Source organism: Bradyrhizobium sp. SSBR45G, assembly GCF_030159255.1.
Classification (GTDB): domain Bacteria; phylum Pseudomonadota; class Alphaproteobacteria; order Rhizobiales; family Xanthobacteraceae; genus Bradyrhizobium.
On sequence record NZ_BSCT01000027.1, the window covers coordinates 64,517 to 83,057 of the forward strand.

Consider the following 18,541-nt stretch of genomic DNA (forward strand, 5'->3'; position numbering starts at 1 on the left):
CTCCGAACAGACGCTCGCCCTTGCCCGCAGGGCTATCGCAGATGGAGATGCGCAGCCGTACGGGCGAACGATCCTGCCGATTTGTGACTCCATCATGCCCGGGCTCCGTCCCGGGCATCCACGTCGTTCTCAGCATGCCCGACGACGTGGATGGCCGGGACAAGCCCGGCCATGACAACGTGGAGGCAGACGAGCGCAACACTTCGATGGTCATATGCGATAGCCCTCCCCTGACGGGGGCGGGACCAGCATTGCGCCGGTCCATCGCCGCCGCTATCCTCAGGCAAAACACGCGTTGGCCCGCATCCAAGAAGGAGCCCTGCATGGCGACGGCGACCCTGGCTCCCCTGGACGAGACCATCGGAATCGCAGAGCTGACGCGCGATCCCTATCCAATCTACCAGCGCCTGCGGCGCGAGGCGCCGGTGCTGCGGGTCAAGTCGGTGGGACGGACGTTCCTGACCAAGGCGGCCGACACCAAATACGTGAAGGACAATGCGGCGCTGTTCTCGTCCGATGATCCGAACACGCCGATGAAGCGCGCCTTCCTCGCCCATACCTTGATGCGCAAGGACCATGACGAGCACCGCGCCGAGCGCATGGCGATGATGCCGGCCTTGATGCCGAAGACGATCGAGCAGGAGTGGGTGCCGCTCTATGCAAAGCTCGCCGCTGATTATCTCGACCGCCTGCCGCGCGGCGAGGTGGTCGATCTCTTCCCCGCGCTGGCCGGCCCGCTCGCCGCGCGCATCCTCGCGCATGTGATGGGCATTCCGGACGCCGATGATGCCGACATGCAGCGCTGGTCGCAAGCCCTGATCGACGGCGCCGGCAATTTCGGCTGGACGCCGGGCCCATTCGACGCGACCGACATCGCCAACGCGGAGATGGACCGCTGTATCAGTGCCAACATGGCGCGCGTCCGCGCCGCGCCGGATTCGTCCGCGCTCTCCTTCATGGTCAACGCGAAGACCCCGATTGCGGAGAGCCAGATCATCGCCAACATCAAGATCGCGATCGGCGGCGGCATCAACGAGCCGCGCGACGCCCTGCTGACGATCCTCTACGGCCTGCTGACCAACCCCGAGCAGCTAGAGGCCGTGCGCACGCAGGACAAATGGCGCTCCGCCTTCGAGGAAGGCGTGCGCTGGGTCGCCCCGATCCAGGCCAGCTCACGCCTCGTGATGGAGGACACCGAGATCCGCGGCTGCCTGATCCCTAAGGGCGACACCGTGATGACCATCCAGGCCTCCGCCAACCGCGACGAGGACCTGTTCACCGACGGCGAGAGCTACAACGCGCTGCGCGACCCCAACCCCCACCAGGCCTTCGGCAACGGCCCCCACCAGGCCTTCGGCAACGGCCCCCACCACTGCGCCGGCGCCCACCTCTCCCGCCGCACCGTCGGCGCGATCCTGCTGCCGATGCTGTTCGAGCGGTTTCCGAAGATGACGCTGGTGGATGCGGCGGGCGTGCGGTGGCATGGGTTTGGATTTCGGGGGCCGCTGAATTTGCCGGTGAGGCTGCGGTAGGCGCGGCGCGCGACCTTGTCCGCGTCAATTCGATTTTTCGCGGCTGTATTATGCCCAAGCAACAGCTCAAACTGTGGCTGCCTCCCCGAAGGCGGGCCGAGTTGCTACGCCGCCAATGCCCCAAGCGCAAGATCATACCCCACGACATCGCGCGCGTGGTGTTGTTCTTTTCATCGATGGCAGCGGAGCATGCACCAATCAGAATAATGTCGTCGATGGCTGGCGGGTGTGAGGGGAAGCCGGTCAAGGGGGTCCGCTCAGCCAGGAAGCGAACTCCGTCAGGACTATCCACCCCGTCACCGCTTTCAATTCGCAGGAATTGAGTGCACTCTCACCTATTCCTGCTTTTTATACCTCCTGAAAGCAATCCCGAAAGAACGAGGGCTAACGTCCGGAGGCCGCAGATGGCAATCGAAATCCATCGAGTTATCTTCGAAAAGAAGCAGCTTGAGGTTATGCCAAGAGATGAGCGGTCGCTGCTCATGCTCATGGGCCACGCCACCAATGAGCTGAACGTGCTGTCGAAGTTCCTTTTGATGATGCGCAAGGACGACCCGCCGACACAGATCGAAGACTTCGCCGAGGGCGGTCAAACCTTCATAATTATGCGCATCCTGATCGGCAAACTTCATGAGGCATGGGAGCTGTTCAAAGCCCGCGCTCAATCAAACAAGGAGATCTCAGAAAAATACGTGCAAAAGCTGGGCGATGAAGGTGTCGTCGCATTGAAGGAACTTAACACCTACTTTGGCAAGAAGAACGCGGTCACTGAGATCCGGAATAAGGTGTCCTTCCACTACAAAGATAAGGACGACTTGATCGAGAAAAACTTCCAACGACTACCCAACACGGAGCCATGGGAAATTTATCTCTCAAAAACACACGGTAATACTTTATATTATATGTCTGAGATGGTGGCGACCGGCAGCGTACTTAGCTTAGTCGGAAATATCGACGAGACCGAAAGAGCCAGCCTTGCTGACGATATCAAGGCTTTCTCGGAGTTGAGCAAAGCGGTTCTCGACGTATCGAAGAATATCACCATTCTGTTTTCCTGGTTGATATCCGACATCGTGAGCGCATACATACCAGATCCGGTGGTGAAAACGGAAAAATTCGAGGACGGACCGAAGCTTTCGAAATTCGCGCTCCCATACTTCTTCGACGAAGATGAAGAGGACTGGACGGCGGAGTACGAGCAACAGGCTCAGAAGGTACCGACGCCTTCCCAAGGCGGCTCAGCACAATAGGTGCAGGAGCGCTGCGGCGTCTTCGGTAGATCGAATCATGCCGATAAGATGTGCAGTCGAGTGCGCCACAGCTCATCCCTCAGGTCTGCTTTCGAACAAAATCCCGGAAGACGTGCTCGAAGTCGTGCTTCAAGCGCAAATACCTTTGCTTCCTGTCAATGGGAGACACCCCTGTCTCCCATTTCTTCTTGTGATGAGCAAAGAGCGTCTCAACTCTCTCGGATTCGCTGACACCAACGAAAAATCGCGCTTGCTGCATGATTTCAGTTGTCAGCCCCAAAAATGACCGAGCGAGACCTATTCCCATAGAAGATTGGACATAAAATTTGCACTCTACAGCCAATAAAACCTGAGTGCTCCTTGGATGAACGCTCCTCTGCCGACAAGTATATGCCTCATCGCTGTAGAGCACCGCGACGTCACATTCGTGCGCAACGCCCGACTTTCCCGCAACAAAGACTCCTACGTGAGCTTCTAAGGCGGGACAATTCTGAAAGCTTATGACCGCGTGCGAATATGGATGCGCCGTCGAGAAAATGTTTCCCGGGGAGGTACGGAATACGAAGTCGGTGTTTACCGGACTGTCGAAGACATTCCAAAACGAAATCGTGGCTCCTTCCGATTGCGCGGCTTGCAGCACGAGAGACCAGATGTAAGCTTCGTATAGGTCTGCTCCCTGGGAAGCTGCTGTGAGGTTTGGTGCGATTGCCCCGCCGAGCACGCCTTCTATATCAGCCAGAAGACTTTCCTTAATCGACACGAACCACCTCCCTTTCCAATTCTAAAAGAAGACGCTGCAGCACCTGGCCGGCGGGAACAGTAACGGTCAAGTCGACATCAGAAACTCGATAACCCGAATCTTCGCCCCCCTCACCCCGGAAGATTATGTCGAACGGCTGCCCCCCCGCCAAGAATCCTGCAAGATGCTCGATCATAGCGGCAGAGGACGCAACCGTGGTTTCGATCGCTGTAATCAACTTGATTAGTTTTGACTTGGAGTCGTAAGGCTGAACCCCGGTAAACTCGACCGCGCGCGACCGCGATTTACCCACGCGGGTGGAAGCGAAAGGACCGGACTTCGGTGCATACACTGGAGTCAGGGTTTCTACAACCGGCCGACCCTCCGCTATCTCGCGAGCCACCTGGTCTGCAATCCACTCCAATTTCTTTTTGCGAAGAATCATCATCAATTCGTCGAATACGGCGTCGGCTTCTTCATTGGTCATAGGAATCTCTTAGACAGAACGAGCTAATCATAACTGCTTTTCGAAGCGAACAGATAGTATTTGAAGTTGTTGCAACTCAGGCGCAGCTCACGGCACATCGCCGTTAAAGGCGATTGGCCGCCCCAATTTGGAGACAAGAGCTTTCTGTGACAAATATTATATGAGGAGCCATGGTCTCATAAATACGGCCTCGGGCAGCTCTCCTACCGTTTTGAGCGTCGTGACGAACCTATCGATGTCGATACCTTCGTATCCAATCGTGTAAATTGTCGTCGTGCAATCAACTCACGCCAAATGCTGCTGTGCACTACTTACGAATTTGTATGCAGACCGTAACGGCATAGAGATTGCGCTGGCGGTCGGGTCAATCAGCCGTAGCAGAAACTGTCACGGTATCGCTCCGAGACTTTCGGGGAATCCAGTCCGCCCGCATCCCACCCATGCCCAAACTGCCCGTCGTGCCAGTTTGTCGCATTCCGTCGGGCAACTCCGGGCTTGTGTCGTCGGGCAAATCACCACGATCATCCGGCCCGTCCCGCGCTTGCTGAAGGGGCGTTTCGCGATCGTCACGGACCGTGGAGCGGGGGATGCGGTGGCCGCCTGGGGTCGCAGTGCGCGTTTCGCGTGCGGACGAACGAGCCCGAGGCGGACGGTCAAGACGTGTGGTCCCGACACCCCGACGCTGGTGTCTTGGTCGGCGACGATGTCGATGACGGGGGCAAGCAAGCCCGGTCCCCTGGGAGAGCACGGAGCAGCCGTTCAACCCATCGCGCAGGGAAGGCCGGTTGTTCGGCCAATCCTGTGGTGACTGCCGCCTGCTTTCTTTGTTGCAGGCGGGCCATGGGTGCGGCCTGCACCCGGCCTTCCCTGCGCCCTTCTCTCTCGAAGGGTGCCCCGACCAGCAAAGCTCGGACGCGCAAACGCGCCGCGAGGCTGCGAAGCCGCGCTTGAAGGTCGCAGAATTCGGGTTGAGCCGCGGGACGAGCGCTCCCTCGGGGAAGGCGGTCGATTCAGCCAAACCAGACCGTCATTGCAGCTTTGGGGACGACATGGCGCATCGGTTTGCAACAGCGTTCGGCTCGTTCACCACAGCTGGGCGGCGGGTCTCTGGCCGGATCGCGCATGGACATCAATTTCCCGATCCCGAATTCACTGGACGAGCCGAAGGTCCGATCCAACTAGCCGGGCCTGAGCCCGATCGACTTGATCACGGGAGCCAGGCTGGCCCGGGTGGCTTCGACAATTCGTTGGAACCTGTCCGGGCTCGACTGGCTGTCCGGCTCCAGACCTTGAGACCGGTAAGCGGCCTGCAGCGCCGGGTCCGCCATGATGGTGCGCGTCGACAGCGCGATCCGCTCGACGATCGGATCCGGGGTCAGGCTGGGTGCGAACAGGCCGAACCATCCCTCATAGCGGAGGTCGGGCATGCCGGATTCGACCGCGGTCGGGATCTCCTGGGCCGCGCTGAGCCGCGTCTCGGTGGTGACCGCGAGCAGTCGAATCTTGCCGGCCCGGCTCAATTGCTGCAATTGAATCGACATGACGGCGATCAACAAGGGGATCTGGCCGCTGACGAGATCGTTCGTTGCCGGCGCGGCGCCACGATAGGGAATGTGGACGATATCGAGCCCGCCTGCCTGCTGCTTGAACATTTCGCCGACGAGGTGATTTCCGGTGCCGACGCCGGGTGTGCCGTAGGACAGCCTGCCGGGACTGGCCTTGGCATGGGCGATCAGGGTCTGCAGATCCTGCGCCGGCACCGACGGATGAACCGCGAAGACGAGCGCGCTCGAGACCAGCCGGTAGATGGCTCGGAAGTCGCTGACGGAATAGGCAGGCCGTTCGGCCAAGGGGATGATGACCTGCGTGCTGCCGTTGCCCAGCAGAAGCGAATAGCCGTCAGGCTTTTCGCGCGCGACGGCGGCGGCGCCGATCGCCCCGCCCGCCCCTCCGATGTTCTCGGCGAACACCGGACCAAGCTGCGCCGCCATCCGATCGACCCAGGGGCGCCCGATCTGGTCACCCGATCCCCCCGCCGCATAGGGAATGACCAGCCGAATGGGGCGCGCCGGATAATCGGCCGCCGTTCCGTTGCGCGCGCCCGCGGCGAGCGCGCCTGCACATGCGGCAGAACTGATGAGTTGTCGGCGCGAGAGCCAGGGCATGTTCAATTCCGTCAGTCGCCGAGCCCACGAGGAAGCAGCCGGCAGCATCGGCCGCGGCGGGATCGCATCAGCTCGATCAGGTCACTCTCGCGCGCGTTCCTTGCCAACCCGCGAACTGCCGATCGGGCTCGGCGTTCACTGAGCCCTTCGTTCGAACGAGCATGTCCTCAGCACGAGGTACGGGAACCAGGTTGCGCACCAGGCTGGTCCTGCCGCTTCCGCCAGTTTACTCCACGCCTCGATCTGGTACAGACAAACCATGCAGTTTCCCTGCCGAGGGGACGATCGCGCGTGCCGGATAACGACACTCAGGACTCGGCCATTTCATTTGGGCCATTTCGCCTCTTACCCAAGTCCAGGCTCTTGGAGAAGGATGGCGCGCCGCTTCATATCGGCGGTCGCGCCCTCGACATCCTCATCGTCCTTGCCCAGCGGCCCGGCGAGGTCGTGGACAAGCGCGAGCTGGTCCAGCGCATCTGGGCCGACGTGCATGTCGACGAAGGCAGCCTTCGTTTCCATATCGCCGCCTTGCGCAAGGTGCTCGGCGATGCCGGCAAGTCGGCCCGCTATGTCGTGAACGTCCCCGGACGCGGCTACTGCTTTGCCGCTCCGCTCGCCCAGGCGGTGCCTTCGGTCGCGCCTGCCCCCGTCGAAGCCGCCGCGCCTCGCGCACCGCTGCCGCCGTCGCTCGCGAAGATGATCGGGCGGGAGGACGTCGTCGAGAAGATTTCAAGCGGGCTCTCGCAGCACCGCTTCATCACCGTGGTCGGCCCGGGCGGCATCGGCAAGACCGCCGTCGCGGTGACTGTCGCGCATCGCCGCTCCGCTGATTTCGCCGGGCAGGTTGTCTTCATCGACCTCGGACCGCTGCGGGATCCCAGGCTCGCCGCAACCGCCATCGCCTCCGCGGTGGGGCTCGCCGTCAACGCGGACGATCCGCTGCCGGCGCTGCTGGCACATCTGCAGGACAAGCGGACGCTGCTGATCTTCGACAGCTGCGAGCATGTGCTGGAGACGCTGGCGCCGCTCGCCGAACGCCTCGTCCGCGACCTGCCGATGCTGCACGTCCTTGCCACCAGCCGGGAGTCGTTCCGCAGCGAGGGCGAACGGATCTTTCGATTGTTCCCGCTGGATTGTCCGCCCCAGCGCGACGATCTCGGCGTCGCGGAGATCCTCGCCTACCCCGCGGCACAATTGTTCGTCGAACGCATCGCCCAGGGCTCCGGGCCATTCGAGCTCAGCGCGGAAGACGCGCCGTTCGTCGCCGACATCTGCCGACGCCTCGACGGCATCGCGCTTGCGATCGAGCTGGCGGCCGGCCGGGTCAACGCCTACGGCATCGCCGGCACTGCGTCGCTGCTCGACAGCCGCTTCTCGTTGCAATGGCGCGGCCGGCGCACGGCCATTCCGCGACACCAGACGCTGAGCGCCGCGCTCGACTGGAGCTACGATCTGCTGCCGGCCCCTGAGAGCACCGTGCTGCGACGATTGTCCGTGTTCGTCGGACCGTTCTCGCCGGAGGCTGCCGCAGCCGTCGCATCCGGCGACGGGCTCAGCGCGGCCGAGACGAGCGAAGCGATCGACAACCTCGTCACGAAATCGCTCATCGTCCCATCCGGCGCGCGGACGCTGCGTTATCGCCTGCTGGATACGACACGAACCTATGCGCTCGGAAAGCTTGGCCTGTCGGGAGAACAACGGCGTCTTGCGCAGCGCCACGCGGAGTACTTCCGCGATGTGCTCGATCGCGCCGAAACCGAGACATCGGCGCCGCTGCACGCCTGGTTGAGCACCTATGGCGGCAAGCTGGACAATGTGCGCGCGGCGCTGGACTGGGCCTTCTCCGCCGACGGCGACGCTGCGCTCGGCATTGCGCTGACGGCAGCCGCCGTTACGCTGTGGGTGCGCCTGTCGCTGTTCGCCGAATGCCGCGAACGGACGAGGACCGCACTTGCGGTGCTGGGCGACAATGCCGACGGAGTCGATCGGCTTCGCATGCAGCTGCTGGGCGCCCTCGGCTGGTCGCTGATGTACGGCGAAGGCCGCGCGCGCGAAGCCCGCCCGATCCTCGAGGCGACGCTGGAGCTCGCGGACCGGCTCGACGACAAGGATTTCCGGCTGCGGGCGCTGTGGGGATTGTGCATCGACCAGTTCAACAATGGCGAGTTCGGCAAGGCGCGCGCGCTTGCCGATCGTTTCACCACCATCGCGGCAAGCTCTCCCGACAACACCGACCTGATGCTGGCCGACCGGCTGATGGCGGTCGCGCTGCATTATCTCGGCGACCAGGCCGAGGCCCGGATCCGCATCGACCGGGTCAACGCCTCGCTGCATATGCTGACCGAGAAGCCAAAGATCTTTCCGCTCGATCTCGGGGTCTCGACGCAATATTTCCGGGCCCGTATCCTGTGGCTGCAGGGCCAGGCCGACCAGGCGCTGGAGCTCGCTGCCCGCAACATCGAGGAAGGCCGGGCGAACGGCCACGCGCTGACCTTCTGCAGCGTGCTCGGACAAAGCGCCTGCCTGCTCGCCTTCTTCGCCGGCGACTATGATGCCGCGCAACGCCATGGCGCCGAGCTGCTCGGACACGCCGACCGCCACGCAATCCGACTTTGGGGTCTCTGGGCCCGCGCCTTCAACGCGATGATCGTGGCGAGGCGCGGGGACAGCGCGGCAGGCCTGCCGCTGCTGCGCGAGGAGCTCGATCGCGCCGGCGACGCGCGCGTGCTGCCGCGCTTTCTTCCCCTGCTGGGCGAACTTGCGGCCTGCTTTGGCGAGGCCGGCCAGGTCGATCGCGGCCTCGCCGCCATCGAAGACGTGCTGAAGCGCTGCGACGAGCGGCAGGAGCGGTGGTACCTGCCGGAGCTGATCCGCATCAAGGGCGAGCTGATGCTCAAGGACGCGGAGCAATCGACCGGCGCCGAGGCCTGCTTTCGCGAGGCCATGGCGATCGCAGCTGAGCAGGGCGCCCGCTTCTGGGAGCTGAGATGCGCAATCAGCCTCGCGCGCCTCGGCATGATTCAGGGCCGGAACGCGGAGGCGGCGGAGGTTCTCGAGACAGTTTGCGGGCGGCTGACCGAGGGAGCTGACACCGCCGACATCCGCATGGCGCGCGGCCTGATCACGCAGCTTCGGGCCCGCGCCGCGGCAGCTTCCAGCCCGGGCGGATGAAGTGACAGGTGTAGCCGTCCGGATAACGTTCGAGATAGTCCTGATGCTCGGGCTCGGCCTCCCAGAATTCGCCGGCGGGCGCGACTTCGGTGACCACCTTGCCGGGCCAGAGATGCGAGGCCTCGACATCGGCAATCGTGTCCTCGGCAACCCGCTTCTGCTCGTCCGTCGTGTAGAAGATGGCCGAACGGTAGCTCGTGCCCCGATCATTGCCCTGGCGATCGCGCGTCGTCGGATCGTGAATCTGGAAGAAGAATTCCAGCATCGTCCGGTAGCTCGTCTTCGCGGCATCGAAGATGATCTCGATCGCCTCGGCATGCCCTTCGTGATTGCGGTAGGTCGCGTTCCTCACCTGCCCGCCGGTGTAGCCGACCCGGGTCGAGACCACGCCCGGCTGCTTGCGGATGAGATCCTGCATGCCCCAGAAGCAGCCTCCGGCAAGCACTGCGCGCTCTGTCGTCATGTGACGTGCTCCAATGGTTCGAGATGGCGTTTCAGCGAACATAGTGGTTGGAGACAGAGACTGCCAGCCGCGCGCCCGCCGGAAACGCATGCTGATGGGTCATGGCGCGCACCCTGTCCTGTTCGCCTAGATCAGCTTGGCGTCAAGCGTGATCGCGGCGTTGAGCACTTTCGACACCGGGCAATTCTTCTCGGCCTCGCCGGCGATACGGGCAAAGCCGGCCTCATCGAGGTTCGGCACCTTGGCGCGCAAGGTGAGCGCCGATTTGCTGATCTTGAAACCCTTGCCTTCCGGCTCGAGCGTGACGGCCGCCTCGGTGGAAAGCTCGGTCGGCGTAAAGCCTGCGAGCTGAAGCCCGAAGGCCAGCGCCATCGTGAAGCAGCCCGCGTGCGCGGCGGCGATCAGCTCTTCCGGATTGGTGCCCTTCTCGTTCTCGAAGCGGGTCTTGAACGAATAGGGCGTCTCGGCGAGTACGCCGGATTCGCTGGAGAGGTGCCCACTGCCGTCCCTGCCGGTGCCCTGCCAGAATGCCGTTGCCTTGCGGATCATGATGTTCTCCTTGCTGGTTGTGGTTCTGTTCACGCCTTGAGCGCGTTGGGGTCGATCGGCATCTTGCGCAGCCGCTTGCCGGTGGCGGCAAACACGGCGTTGGCGATGGCGGGAACGATGCCGGACGTGCCGGCCTCGCCCATTCCGCCCGGTGGCTCTACGCTTTTGACGAGATGGACTTCGACGGCCGGCGCCTCGTTGATGCGCAGCACTTGATAGCTATCGAAGTTGGCCTGCTGCACACGGCCATTCTTGAGCGTGATCTCGCCATAGAGCGCGGCGGTCACGCCAAACATCACGCCGCTCTGCAGTTGCGCCTGAACCGTATCCGGATTGACCACGATGCCGCAATCCATCGCACAGACGACACGATGAACCCGGACCGAGCCGTCCTTCGCGATCTCGACCTCGGCAACCTGCGCCAGGAGGCTCCCGAAGGCGTTCTGCAGGGCAATGCCCCGCCCCCACCCTTTCGGCAACGGAGCTCCCCACCCGGCCTTTTCCGCAGCGAGGTCGAGCACAACCTTCGCCCGCGGGTTGTGATGCAGCAGCGCGCGGCGATAGGCCACCGGATCCTGCTTGGCAGCATCCGCCAGTTCGTCGATGAAGCTCTCGGTGACGAAGACGTTATGCGAGGGGCCGACGCTGCGCCAGAACGCCGTCTGGATGCCCGGCGGTTCGACGCGCACATACTCGACGTGGAAATTCGGAAGCGCATAGACCAGGTCGATCGCGCCTTCCGTCGTATCCGGATCGAGACCGTTGTTGAAGGCGGGCGGAAGATAGCGCGCGATCACCGACGAGCCGGCGAAGCGATTGGTCCAGGCGACAGGCCTTCCATCCCTATCCAGGCCCGCCTCGATGCGATCCACCCAATAGGGCCGGTACATGTCGTGCTGGATGTCCTCCTCGCGTGTCCACACCACCTTCACGGGACCATCGACCTGCCTTGCGATCTGGACCGCGCGCACCGCGCCGTCCGCTTCCAGGCGGCGCCCGAAGCCACCGCCGATGAGATGATTGTGGACGATCACTTTCTCGATCGGCAGGCCGGCGGCTGTCGCCGCCATCGCCCGGACTCGCGCGATTGCCTGGGTGCCAAGCCAGATCTCGCATTCATCGTCGCGAAAATGCACCGTGCAGTTCATCGGCTCCATCGTGGCATGTGCGAGGAACGGCACGTGATAGTTCGCGGCAATCCGCGTCACCGCATTCGCCATCGCCTGTCCGGCGTCGCCGATGTTCTGCGCCACCGGGCCAGCTCTGAGGGTGGCCTGCTCGAGCTCGCGCGCGACGTCCTCGCTTGCCAAGGCAGCATTGGCCCCCTCGTCCCATTCGATCTTGAGAGCTTCCAGCCCTTTCTTCGCGGCGCCCATGTGATCGGCGACGACGGCGACTGCGTCGTCGAGCCGAACGATCTGGCGCACGCCCTTGACCAGCTTGGCGGCGCCGTCGTCCACGCTCTTCACGCGGCCGCCGAACACGGGCGATTGCGCCAGCGTCGCGATCTTCACCCCCGCCGGCCGGGCATCGATGCCGTAGACCACCGAGCCATTGACTTTGCCCGATGCGTCGAGCCGCTTGGCTGGCGTTCCGATCAGCTTGAATTCCGCGGGGCTTTTCAGCACCACATTCGTCGGAAGAGGCAGACGCGCCGCATCCGCGACGAGCTCGCCATACGACAGGCGCCGCCCGCTCGGGCCATGGATGACCTCGCCCGCTTCGGCATGACAGGACCTGGCCTCGACGCCCCACTGCCTCGCGGCCGCCTCGATCAGCATCAGGCGCGCAGCGGCGCCGGCTTCGCGGAGCGGCTTCCAGGCACCTCGAATGGCATTCGAATTGCCAGTCGCCTGAACGCCCAGCAGCGGATTGACGTAGAGCTTCTCGTTGGGCGGCGCATGCGCGAGCCTGACCCGCTTCAGATCGACTTCGAGCTCCTCGGCGATCAGCATCGGAATCGACGTATAGGTGCCCTGCCCCATTTCGACATAGGGCATGGTCAGCACGACCTCGCCGTCTTGGCCGATACGAATGAAGGCGTTGGGCGCGAAATCTTCCGCCCCCACGGCGCTGACCTGGTCGAGCGGCAAGGTCAGGCCGATCACGAGGCTTCCGCCCGTCATCGCGGCCGAGACCAGAAAGCCCCGGCGGGAAAGGCTGGTGTCGGACGAGCGGGACGTCGTGCGATCGAAGATCATGGTCAGCCCTCCTTCACGCGCGCTTGCGCGGCGAGCTTGATCGCCTCGCGGATGCGGACATAGGTGCCGCAACGGCAGATGTTGCCGCTCATGGCATCGTCGATATTGGCATCGGTCGGATGCGGGTTGTCCGTGAGCAACGCCGTCGCCGACATGATCTGGCCGGACTGGCAGTAGCCGCACTGGGCGACCTCGCGGTCGAGCCAGGCCTTCTGTATCCGCTCGCCCGCCGACGTCGCGCCGATCGCCTCGATCGTCGTCACCCTGGAGTCTCCGATGCTGTCGATGGATGTGATGCACGAGCGGATGGCGGAGCCATCGAGGTGGACGGTGCACGCCCCGCACAGCGCCTGGCCGCAGCCGAACTTGGTGCCGGTCATGCCGAGCACGTCGCGCAGCACCCAGAGCAGCGGCGTGTCGCCGTCGACATCGACGCTGCGCGGCGTTCCATTGATGTTGATCGTAAAGCCCATGATCAGGTTCCCTTGTTCTGGACCGGCCCGGCACGACTTACGGTCGCGCCCGGCGGTCGAGCGTCGCCGCGTCCTGCTTCGTCTCAGATCGACTGGCGCAGCGGACGGAATGCGGTGCGCATTTCCGCGCAGAACAGCGCGGGCTGCTCCCAGGCCGCGAAGTGCCCGCCCTTGTCGAGGCGGTTGTAGTGGATGAGCTTGGGATAGGCCTTCTCAGTCCAGCTGCGCGGCGCCGCATAGATCTCGTCCGGGAAGACGCTGACGGCGACCGGGATCTGGACGTTCTTGGGCTCGAAGAAGACCAGCTTGTTCTCCCAGTACAGGCGCGCCGACGACACAGCCGTATTGGTCAGCCAATAGAGGGTGATGTTGTCGATGACGTCGTCCCGCGACAGGCCTTCGGTCTTTCCATCGAACACCCGCGCAATCATGGCGGCGCTGCGCGCGTCATGATCGAGCATCCAGGACGCAAGACCCGCCGGCGAGTCCACGAGGCCACAGAGCGTCTGCGGCCGGTTCGACATCTCGATCGCATAGCCGAGGCCGTGCTTGTAGAAATCGTCGAGCTGGTCGTAGGCACGGTTCTCGTCGGCGGAGAGGCCGGATGGACGCGACCCGCCCGGCTGCAGCGCCTTGGCGATGTCATCGGGAACCGTTGCGGGCATGTTGGTGTGGATGCCGAGCAACTCGGGCGGCGCCAGGAGCGCCATCTGCTCGGTCACAGCATTGCCCCAGTCGCCGCCCTGGGCCACATAACGGGTGTATCCGAGCCGCTTCATCAGCACGACCCACGCGCGTGCGATGCGCTGCGGGTCCCAGCCGAGCGTCGCCGGCTTACCGGAAAAGCCGTGGCCAGGAAGCGACGGGATGACGAGATCGAACGCGTCGGATGCCCTCGCGCCGTTCGCCGTAGGATCGGTGAGCGGGCCGACGATCTTCATCTGCTCGATGATCGAGCCGGGCCAGCCATGCGTTACGATCATGGGCAGCGCGTTCTCGTGCTTGGCGCGCACGTGAATGAAATGGATGTCGACGCCGTCGATCTCGGTGACGAACTGCGGCAGGGCATTCAGCCGCGCTTCCATCCTGCGCCAGTCGTAGTCGGTCTGCCAGTAGCGCACGAGCTGCTTGACCGTCGTCAACTGCACGCCCTGCGACTGGTCGGTGACGATCTCGCGATCTGGCCACCGCGTGGCCGCAAGGCGGCGGCGCAGGTCGAGCAGATCTTCCTCGGGAACGTCGACGCGGAAAGGCCGGATCGTATCGCTCGCCGTCGCCCGCGCTCGATCCAGAGGCAGCAGGCTCGCCACGCTGGCAGCGACCGCGCCCATCGCGGCTTGGCCCAGCAACTGGCGGCGATCGGGATTCAGGACATCGGTGCGTATCTGTGTCGACATTGTCAATCTCCCTGGCTTCGCTGGCGACGTTGACCGAATTCGAAGTGGATCGATCGGTTCGTGCTACAAACAGATTGGCGCAAGCTCCGGTATTTTGCCCGTTATGGATTGTTAGACCGCGTTAGCCGTTGCGAGACGGGCGATGCGCTCATCCAGCCATACATCCCGTGCGCAAACTTGAGGCGATGCTCGCGGAAATACCGAGCAGCACATCGCGGCGCTACGACCCGCGCCAACATCGAGACGACCAAGCGCCGTCGCGATTTTCCCGATCCTGTCGTCGCGCATCAGGATGGCAACGGCTCGCCGGACTGCTCGCGCACGATGTAGTCGGCGTACCAGTCCGCCCAATTATCATCGTGCCCTCCCCCGCGCTTCTCGTGCTCGCCATGCGCGGACGCCGCGCGCCGCAGCGCTGCGGCGAGCTCTATTGACGACGTGAAAGCCGTGGCGGCAGGCTCGACGCGTCCAGGAAGCCGTGCGGTCACCTCCTGCAAGAGCCAGCCATTGCCGTCGGGATCACTGAACGAGGCGAACGAACGATAGCTACGATGCTCGGAGTCGACGCCATCGATGCGACGACGGCCGAAGAGGTATGGCTCATCCGGGCCGGTGAAATTGCCGCCGGCGTCGTGGAATGGCTCACTGACCTTGACACCGCGACCGAGCAGCTCCTTGCGAGCGGCTTCGAGATCCGAAACGATGAGGTACAAGCCTCGCGCCGAGCCGGGCGCCGCTGCCGTGACGTTCGTGCCGAAGATCACCGCGCAGGCCGAGCCGGGCGGCGTGACCTGCACCACGCGGTAGTCCGGGCCGGACGCAAAATCGGCGTCCAGCCTCCAGCCCAGAGCCGTGTAGAAGGACTTCGCGCGATCGACGTCGGAAACGGGAATGACAATGACCTCGAGCTTTAGATCAACTCCGCGCAATGTCGTGGGCTTAACGCTGGCTTGCCGTTCCATCTCGGTCGTGGTCATGGCGCTCTCCCTGGTTCGAGGATCGGGCATTGTGCTTCCGAAGCCCCGATCGGCACGAGACCATCGCGCGATCCCAGGAATATTGCGCGTTATGGGTTGTTAGAGGCCGTTAGCTGTTGCGAGCAGCTTGGGACGCCCGTTGCCGCCGGCGGAATCCCTCTCGGAACCTGCGCTCATTGATCTGGCGCCAACGCGGGTTCCGACCTAAAATCCAAACCAATTCCAAAGCGCTCAGAAAGGCCACGCAACGATGCCGCCGCCAGCGCAGAGGCGTGACACGATCTCATTCGGTCCGTTTGAGCTGATCGTCAGCGAGAGGCAGCTGACGAGACATGGTGTCCGGATGGAACTCGGGGCGCGGGCCTTTGAAATCCTGGTGACGCTGCTGTCGCGCCCCAACGAGATCATCGACAAATCCGAGCTGATTGCAAAGGTCTGGCCCGGCATCGCCGTCGAAGAGGGAAGCCTGCGCTTCCATGTCGCGGCCTTGCGCAAGGTGCTCGGCGACGGAAAGAACGGCGCGCGCTATATCTCGACGACACCCGGACGAGGCTACAGCTTTGTCGCGGCGGTCGCGCGGACGCCCCGCCCAGTTCGCAACCAGCCTCATGCCCTCTCCGACGGTTCGCCGGCGTTTGTGCACTACAATCTGCCCAGCCGGCTGAGCGCGATGATCGATCGCGATGACGACCTCGAAAGACTGTCGAACCAGCTCTCCGCCAAGCGGTTTGTCACCATCGTAGGCTCCGGCGGCATTGGCAAGACCACCGTCGCGTTGGCAGCTGCCCATCAACTACGCACCGTCTTCAACGGCGCAGTCCTCTTTGTCGATCTGAGCATGCTGAGCGATCCCAGTCTCGTCGCCACCGGCGTCGCTTCCACGCTCGGCCTGGCCATACAGGGCCAGAACGTCATGCCCAGCCTGATTGCCCATCTCAAGGACAAGTCTCTTCTGCTCGTTCTCGATACCTGCGAGCACCTGATCGCGGCCGTCGCAGTGCTCGCAGCGGCCATCTTCAACAACGCACCGCAGGTCCATATTCTCGCCACCAGCCGCGAAACGCTCCAGGTCGAGGGCGAGCATGTCTACCGGCTGGATCCGCTTGCCTTTCCTGTCGACGACCGGGAACACCTCTCGGCCGACGCCGTCCGGACGTTTCCGGCGGCGCAGCTGTTCGTCGAACGCGCCACCGCCAGCGGCGCCAATCTGGCTTTCGACGACTCCGATGCTGCCATCATCGCACGCATCTGCCGCAAGCTCGATGGCGTCGCGCTTGCGATCGAGCTGGCCGCACGCCGCGTCGATGTCTACGGCTTGAACGAGACGGAGGCCCTTCTCGACCAGCGGCTGTCGCAGGTGTGGGCGGGCCCCCGTACGGCGCCGCCACGGCAGCGGACGCTCCAGGCGACACTCGACTGGAGCTACGGCCTGCTCTCCGACACCGAGCGCATGGTGCTTCGCAGGCTTGCGATCTTCGTGGGAAACTTCACGCTGGACGCAGCACTCGCCGTCGTGGCGGGCGACGGGCTCGATCAAGCCGACGTGTTTGCGGCGATCGACAGCCTGGTCGCCAAATCGATGGTCGCGACCCGTTCGCTCGGCACCGTCATGCGATATCGCCTGCTCGACACCACGCGCACCTATGCGCTCGACAGGGCGGCCGATGACCGCGAGGCCGCGGCGCTGGCGGTTCGCCATGCCCGCTATTGCAGGGAATGGCTCAAGCGAGCCGGCTCCGAGTGGTCCAGCCTCATGTCCGGGACAGAACGGGCTCCCTATTTTGCCGCCGTCAGCAATGTTCGCGCTGCGCTCGAATGGTGCTTCGGCCCGCACGGCGACCTGCGAACCGGAGTCGAACTCGCAGCCGCCGCCGTGCCGGTCCTGCTGGCCATGTCGCTGCTGCCTGAATGCCATCACTGGACGGAACGGGCCTTGGCCGCCGGCCAGACCGCCACCCGACCGGAACAGATGCATCTGCAGGCTGGCCTCGGCATTTCGTCCATGCATCTTTACGGAGAAAATGAGTACGCACACGCTGCCCTGAACAGCAGCCTAGCGATCGCGCATGACGAGCATGACGCTCCCAATGAAGCCGGTCTACTCGGCATGCTCCACATGTTCCACTTCAGGGGCGGCAACTTCAACGTTGCGCTGTCCTTCGCGCGGCGGTGCCGCACCGTCGCCGACGATGTTGATGACCCGGCAGCCCTTGCGCTCGCACATTCCATCCTGGGCCGATCGCTGCTGATGAAGGGCGATCTGAGTGGCGCGCGCACAGAGCTCGAAGAGCTGTTCAAGACCTGGTCGCCCGCGCAACAGAGCAGCACGATCTATCTCATCCATGACAGGCATTACCGGGCCGGCATCGCCTTGGCACGCACGCTGTGGCTACAGGGCTATCCGACCCAGGCCGTGCAACGCGTCCATGAGTTCGTCGATGGCGCGCGGCAGATGGATCATCCGGCCTCGGTGACCGTCCTGCTCGCGTGGTCAGCATCGATCTTCCTATGGACCGGAGACCTGCGCAGCGCCGAGAGACATATCGATGCGTCCATCACGATGGCCGAGTCAAACTCGCTCGGCCCTCTCGCGGCGGTCGGGCGAGCGCGCAAGGCGCAGCTCGCCATTCGACAAGGCGACGCCGTGGAGGGCGTTGCGAGCCTGCGCGCGTCCCTCACAGCCATCCACGCCGTGCGTTACGAGCTCATCACCACCGAGTTCGACATCTCGCTGGCACAAGGCCTCGCAGCGACGGGCCGGCTCGACGCGGCAATCGCGCACCTCGATGAGACGATCCAGCATGTTGGTCGTCATGGCGACACCTGCTACATGCCGGAATTGCTGCGGGTGAAGGCAGGATTGCTTTTGTCGATGGTCCCGCCACGCATTGAGGCCGGCCAGGCTTGTCTCGAGGAGTCCCTGGCGCTGAGTCGCAGTCAGGGTGCGCGAGGCTGGGAATTGCGCGCAGCGCATGATCTTGCGGTGGTGTTGGCCGGCAAAGGCCAACGGAGGGCCGCGCACCAGACGCTCCGGCCGGTGTTTGACAGGTTCGACGAGGGATTCGATACTGCCGATCTGCTTGCCGCAAAGCGGCTGCTGGCGGATCTGTCGTGATCGCATCCGAGGCAACTGGCCC

Annotated in this window: 13 protein-coding genes; 4 read left to right on the forward strand and 9 right to left on the reverse strand. The window is 63.6% G+C overall.

From position 1 onward, the window contains the following. Positions 1–323: 323 nt before the first annotated feature. Positions 324–1,532 (forward strand): cytochrome P450, encoded by a 1,209-nt coding sequence (locus QQL87_RS26145; RefSeq protein WP_284421854.1) that lies wholly within the window; start codon positions 324–326, stop codon positions 1,530–1,532. Between the two features lie 404 nt (positions 1,533–1,936). Then, positions 1,937–2,782 (forward strand): hypothetical protein, encoded by an 846-nt coding sequence (locus QQL87_RS26150; protein ID WP_284421856.1) that lies wholly within the window; start codon positions 1,937–1,939, stop codon positions 2,780–2,782. Positions 2,783–2,861: 79 nt separating this feature from the next. On the opposite strand, the gene QQL87_RS26155 is transcribed toward QQL87_RS26150, so the two are convergent. The 3 genes from QQL87_RS26155 to QQL87_RS26165 all read right to left on the reverse strand — a co-directional run bounded on the left by QQL87_RS26155 (position 2,862) and on the right by QQL87_RS26165 (position 6,173). Further along, a complete protein-coding gene (locus tag QQL87_RS26155; RefSeq protein ID WP_284421858.1) occupies positions 2,862–3,542 on the reverse strand; it encodes a hypothetical protein in 681 nt (226 codons plus the stop codon). Next, positions 3,532–4,008 (reverse strand): hypothetical protein, encoded by a 477-nt coding sequence (locus QQL87_RS26160; RefSeq protein ID WP_284421859.1) that lies wholly within the window; start codon positions 4,006–4,008, stop codon positions 3,532–3,534. Before QQL87_RS26160 ends, QQL87_RS26155 begins: the two co-directional genes overlap by 11 nt. Before the next feature lie 1,178 nt (positions 4,009–5,186). After that, entirely contained in the window at positions 5,187–6,173 is a 987-nt protein-coding gene (locus QQL87_RS26165; protein WP_284421860.1) for a Bug family tripartite tricarboxylate transporter substrate binding protein, read from the reverse strand. Positions 6,174–6,464: 291 nt separating this feature from the next. On the opposite strand from QQL87_RS26165, the gene QQL87_RS26170 reads away from it, so the two are divergent. Then, entirely contained in the window at positions 6,465–9,344 is a 2,880-nt protein-coding gene (locus QQL87_RS26170) for an ATP-binding protein (RefSeq protein ID WP_284421862.1), read from the forward strand. Here the strand turns inward: QQL87_RS26170 and msrA are convergent. From msrA to QQL87_RS26200, 6 genes are all read right to left on the reverse strand, one after another. Continuing rightward, complete coding sequence (gene msrA / locus QQL87_RS26175; protein WP_284421865.1) at positions 9,295–9,807, reverse strand: peptide-methionine (S)-S-oxide reductase MsrA; 513 nt, start codon at positions 9,805–9,807, stop codon at positions 9,295–9,297. The genes QQL87_RS26170 and msrA overlap by 50 nt on opposite strands. A gap of 126 nt (positions 9,808–9,933) precedes the next feature. Beyond that, positions 9,934–10,356 carry an OsmC family protein gene (locus QQL87_RS26180; protein ID WP_284421868.1) on the reverse strand — a complete coding sequence of 141 codons (423 nt, stop codon included), beginning with the start codon at positions 10,354–10,356 and terminating at the stop codon, positions 9,934–9,936. Positions 10,357–10,385: 29 nt separating this feature from the next. Then, positions 10,386–12,557: a xanthine dehydrogenase family protein molybdopterin-binding subunit gene (locus QQL87_RS26185; RefSeq protein WP_284421870.1), complete on the reverse strand. Its 2,172-nt coding sequence runs from the start codon at positions 12,555–12,557 to the stop codon at positions 10,386–10,388. A 2-nt stretch (positions 12,558–12,559) separates the two neighbouring features. Further along, positions 12,560–13,030: a (2Fe-2S)-binding protein gene (locus tag QQL87_RS26190; RefSeq protein ID WP_284421872.1), complete on the reverse strand. Its 471-nt coding sequence runs from the start codon at positions 13,028–13,030 to the stop codon at positions 12,560–12,562. A gap of 83 nt (positions 13,031–13,113) precedes the next feature. Further along, a complete protein-coding gene (locus tag QQL87_RS26195) occupies positions 13,114–14,427 on the reverse strand; it encodes an epoxide hydrolase family protein (protein WP_284421874.1) in 1,314 nt (437 codons plus the stop codon). 287 nt (positions 14,428–14,714) lie between these two features. Then, a complete protein-coding gene (locus tag QQL87_RS26200; protein ID WP_284421876.1) occupies positions 14,715–15,404 on the reverse strand; it encodes a VOC family protein in 690 nt (229 codons plus the stop codon). Between the two features lie 250 nt (positions 15,405–15,654). Here QQL87_RS26200 and QQL87_RS26205 point away from each other — a divergent pair, with 250 nt between their 5' ends. Further along, positions 15,655–18,519: an ATP-binding protein gene (locus QQL87_RS26205; RefSeq protein WP_284421878.1), complete on the forward strand. Its 2,865-nt coding sequence runs from the start codon at positions 15,655–15,657 to the stop codon at positions 18,517–18,519. The last annotated feature ends 22 nt before the right edge of the window (positions 18,520–18,541 follow it).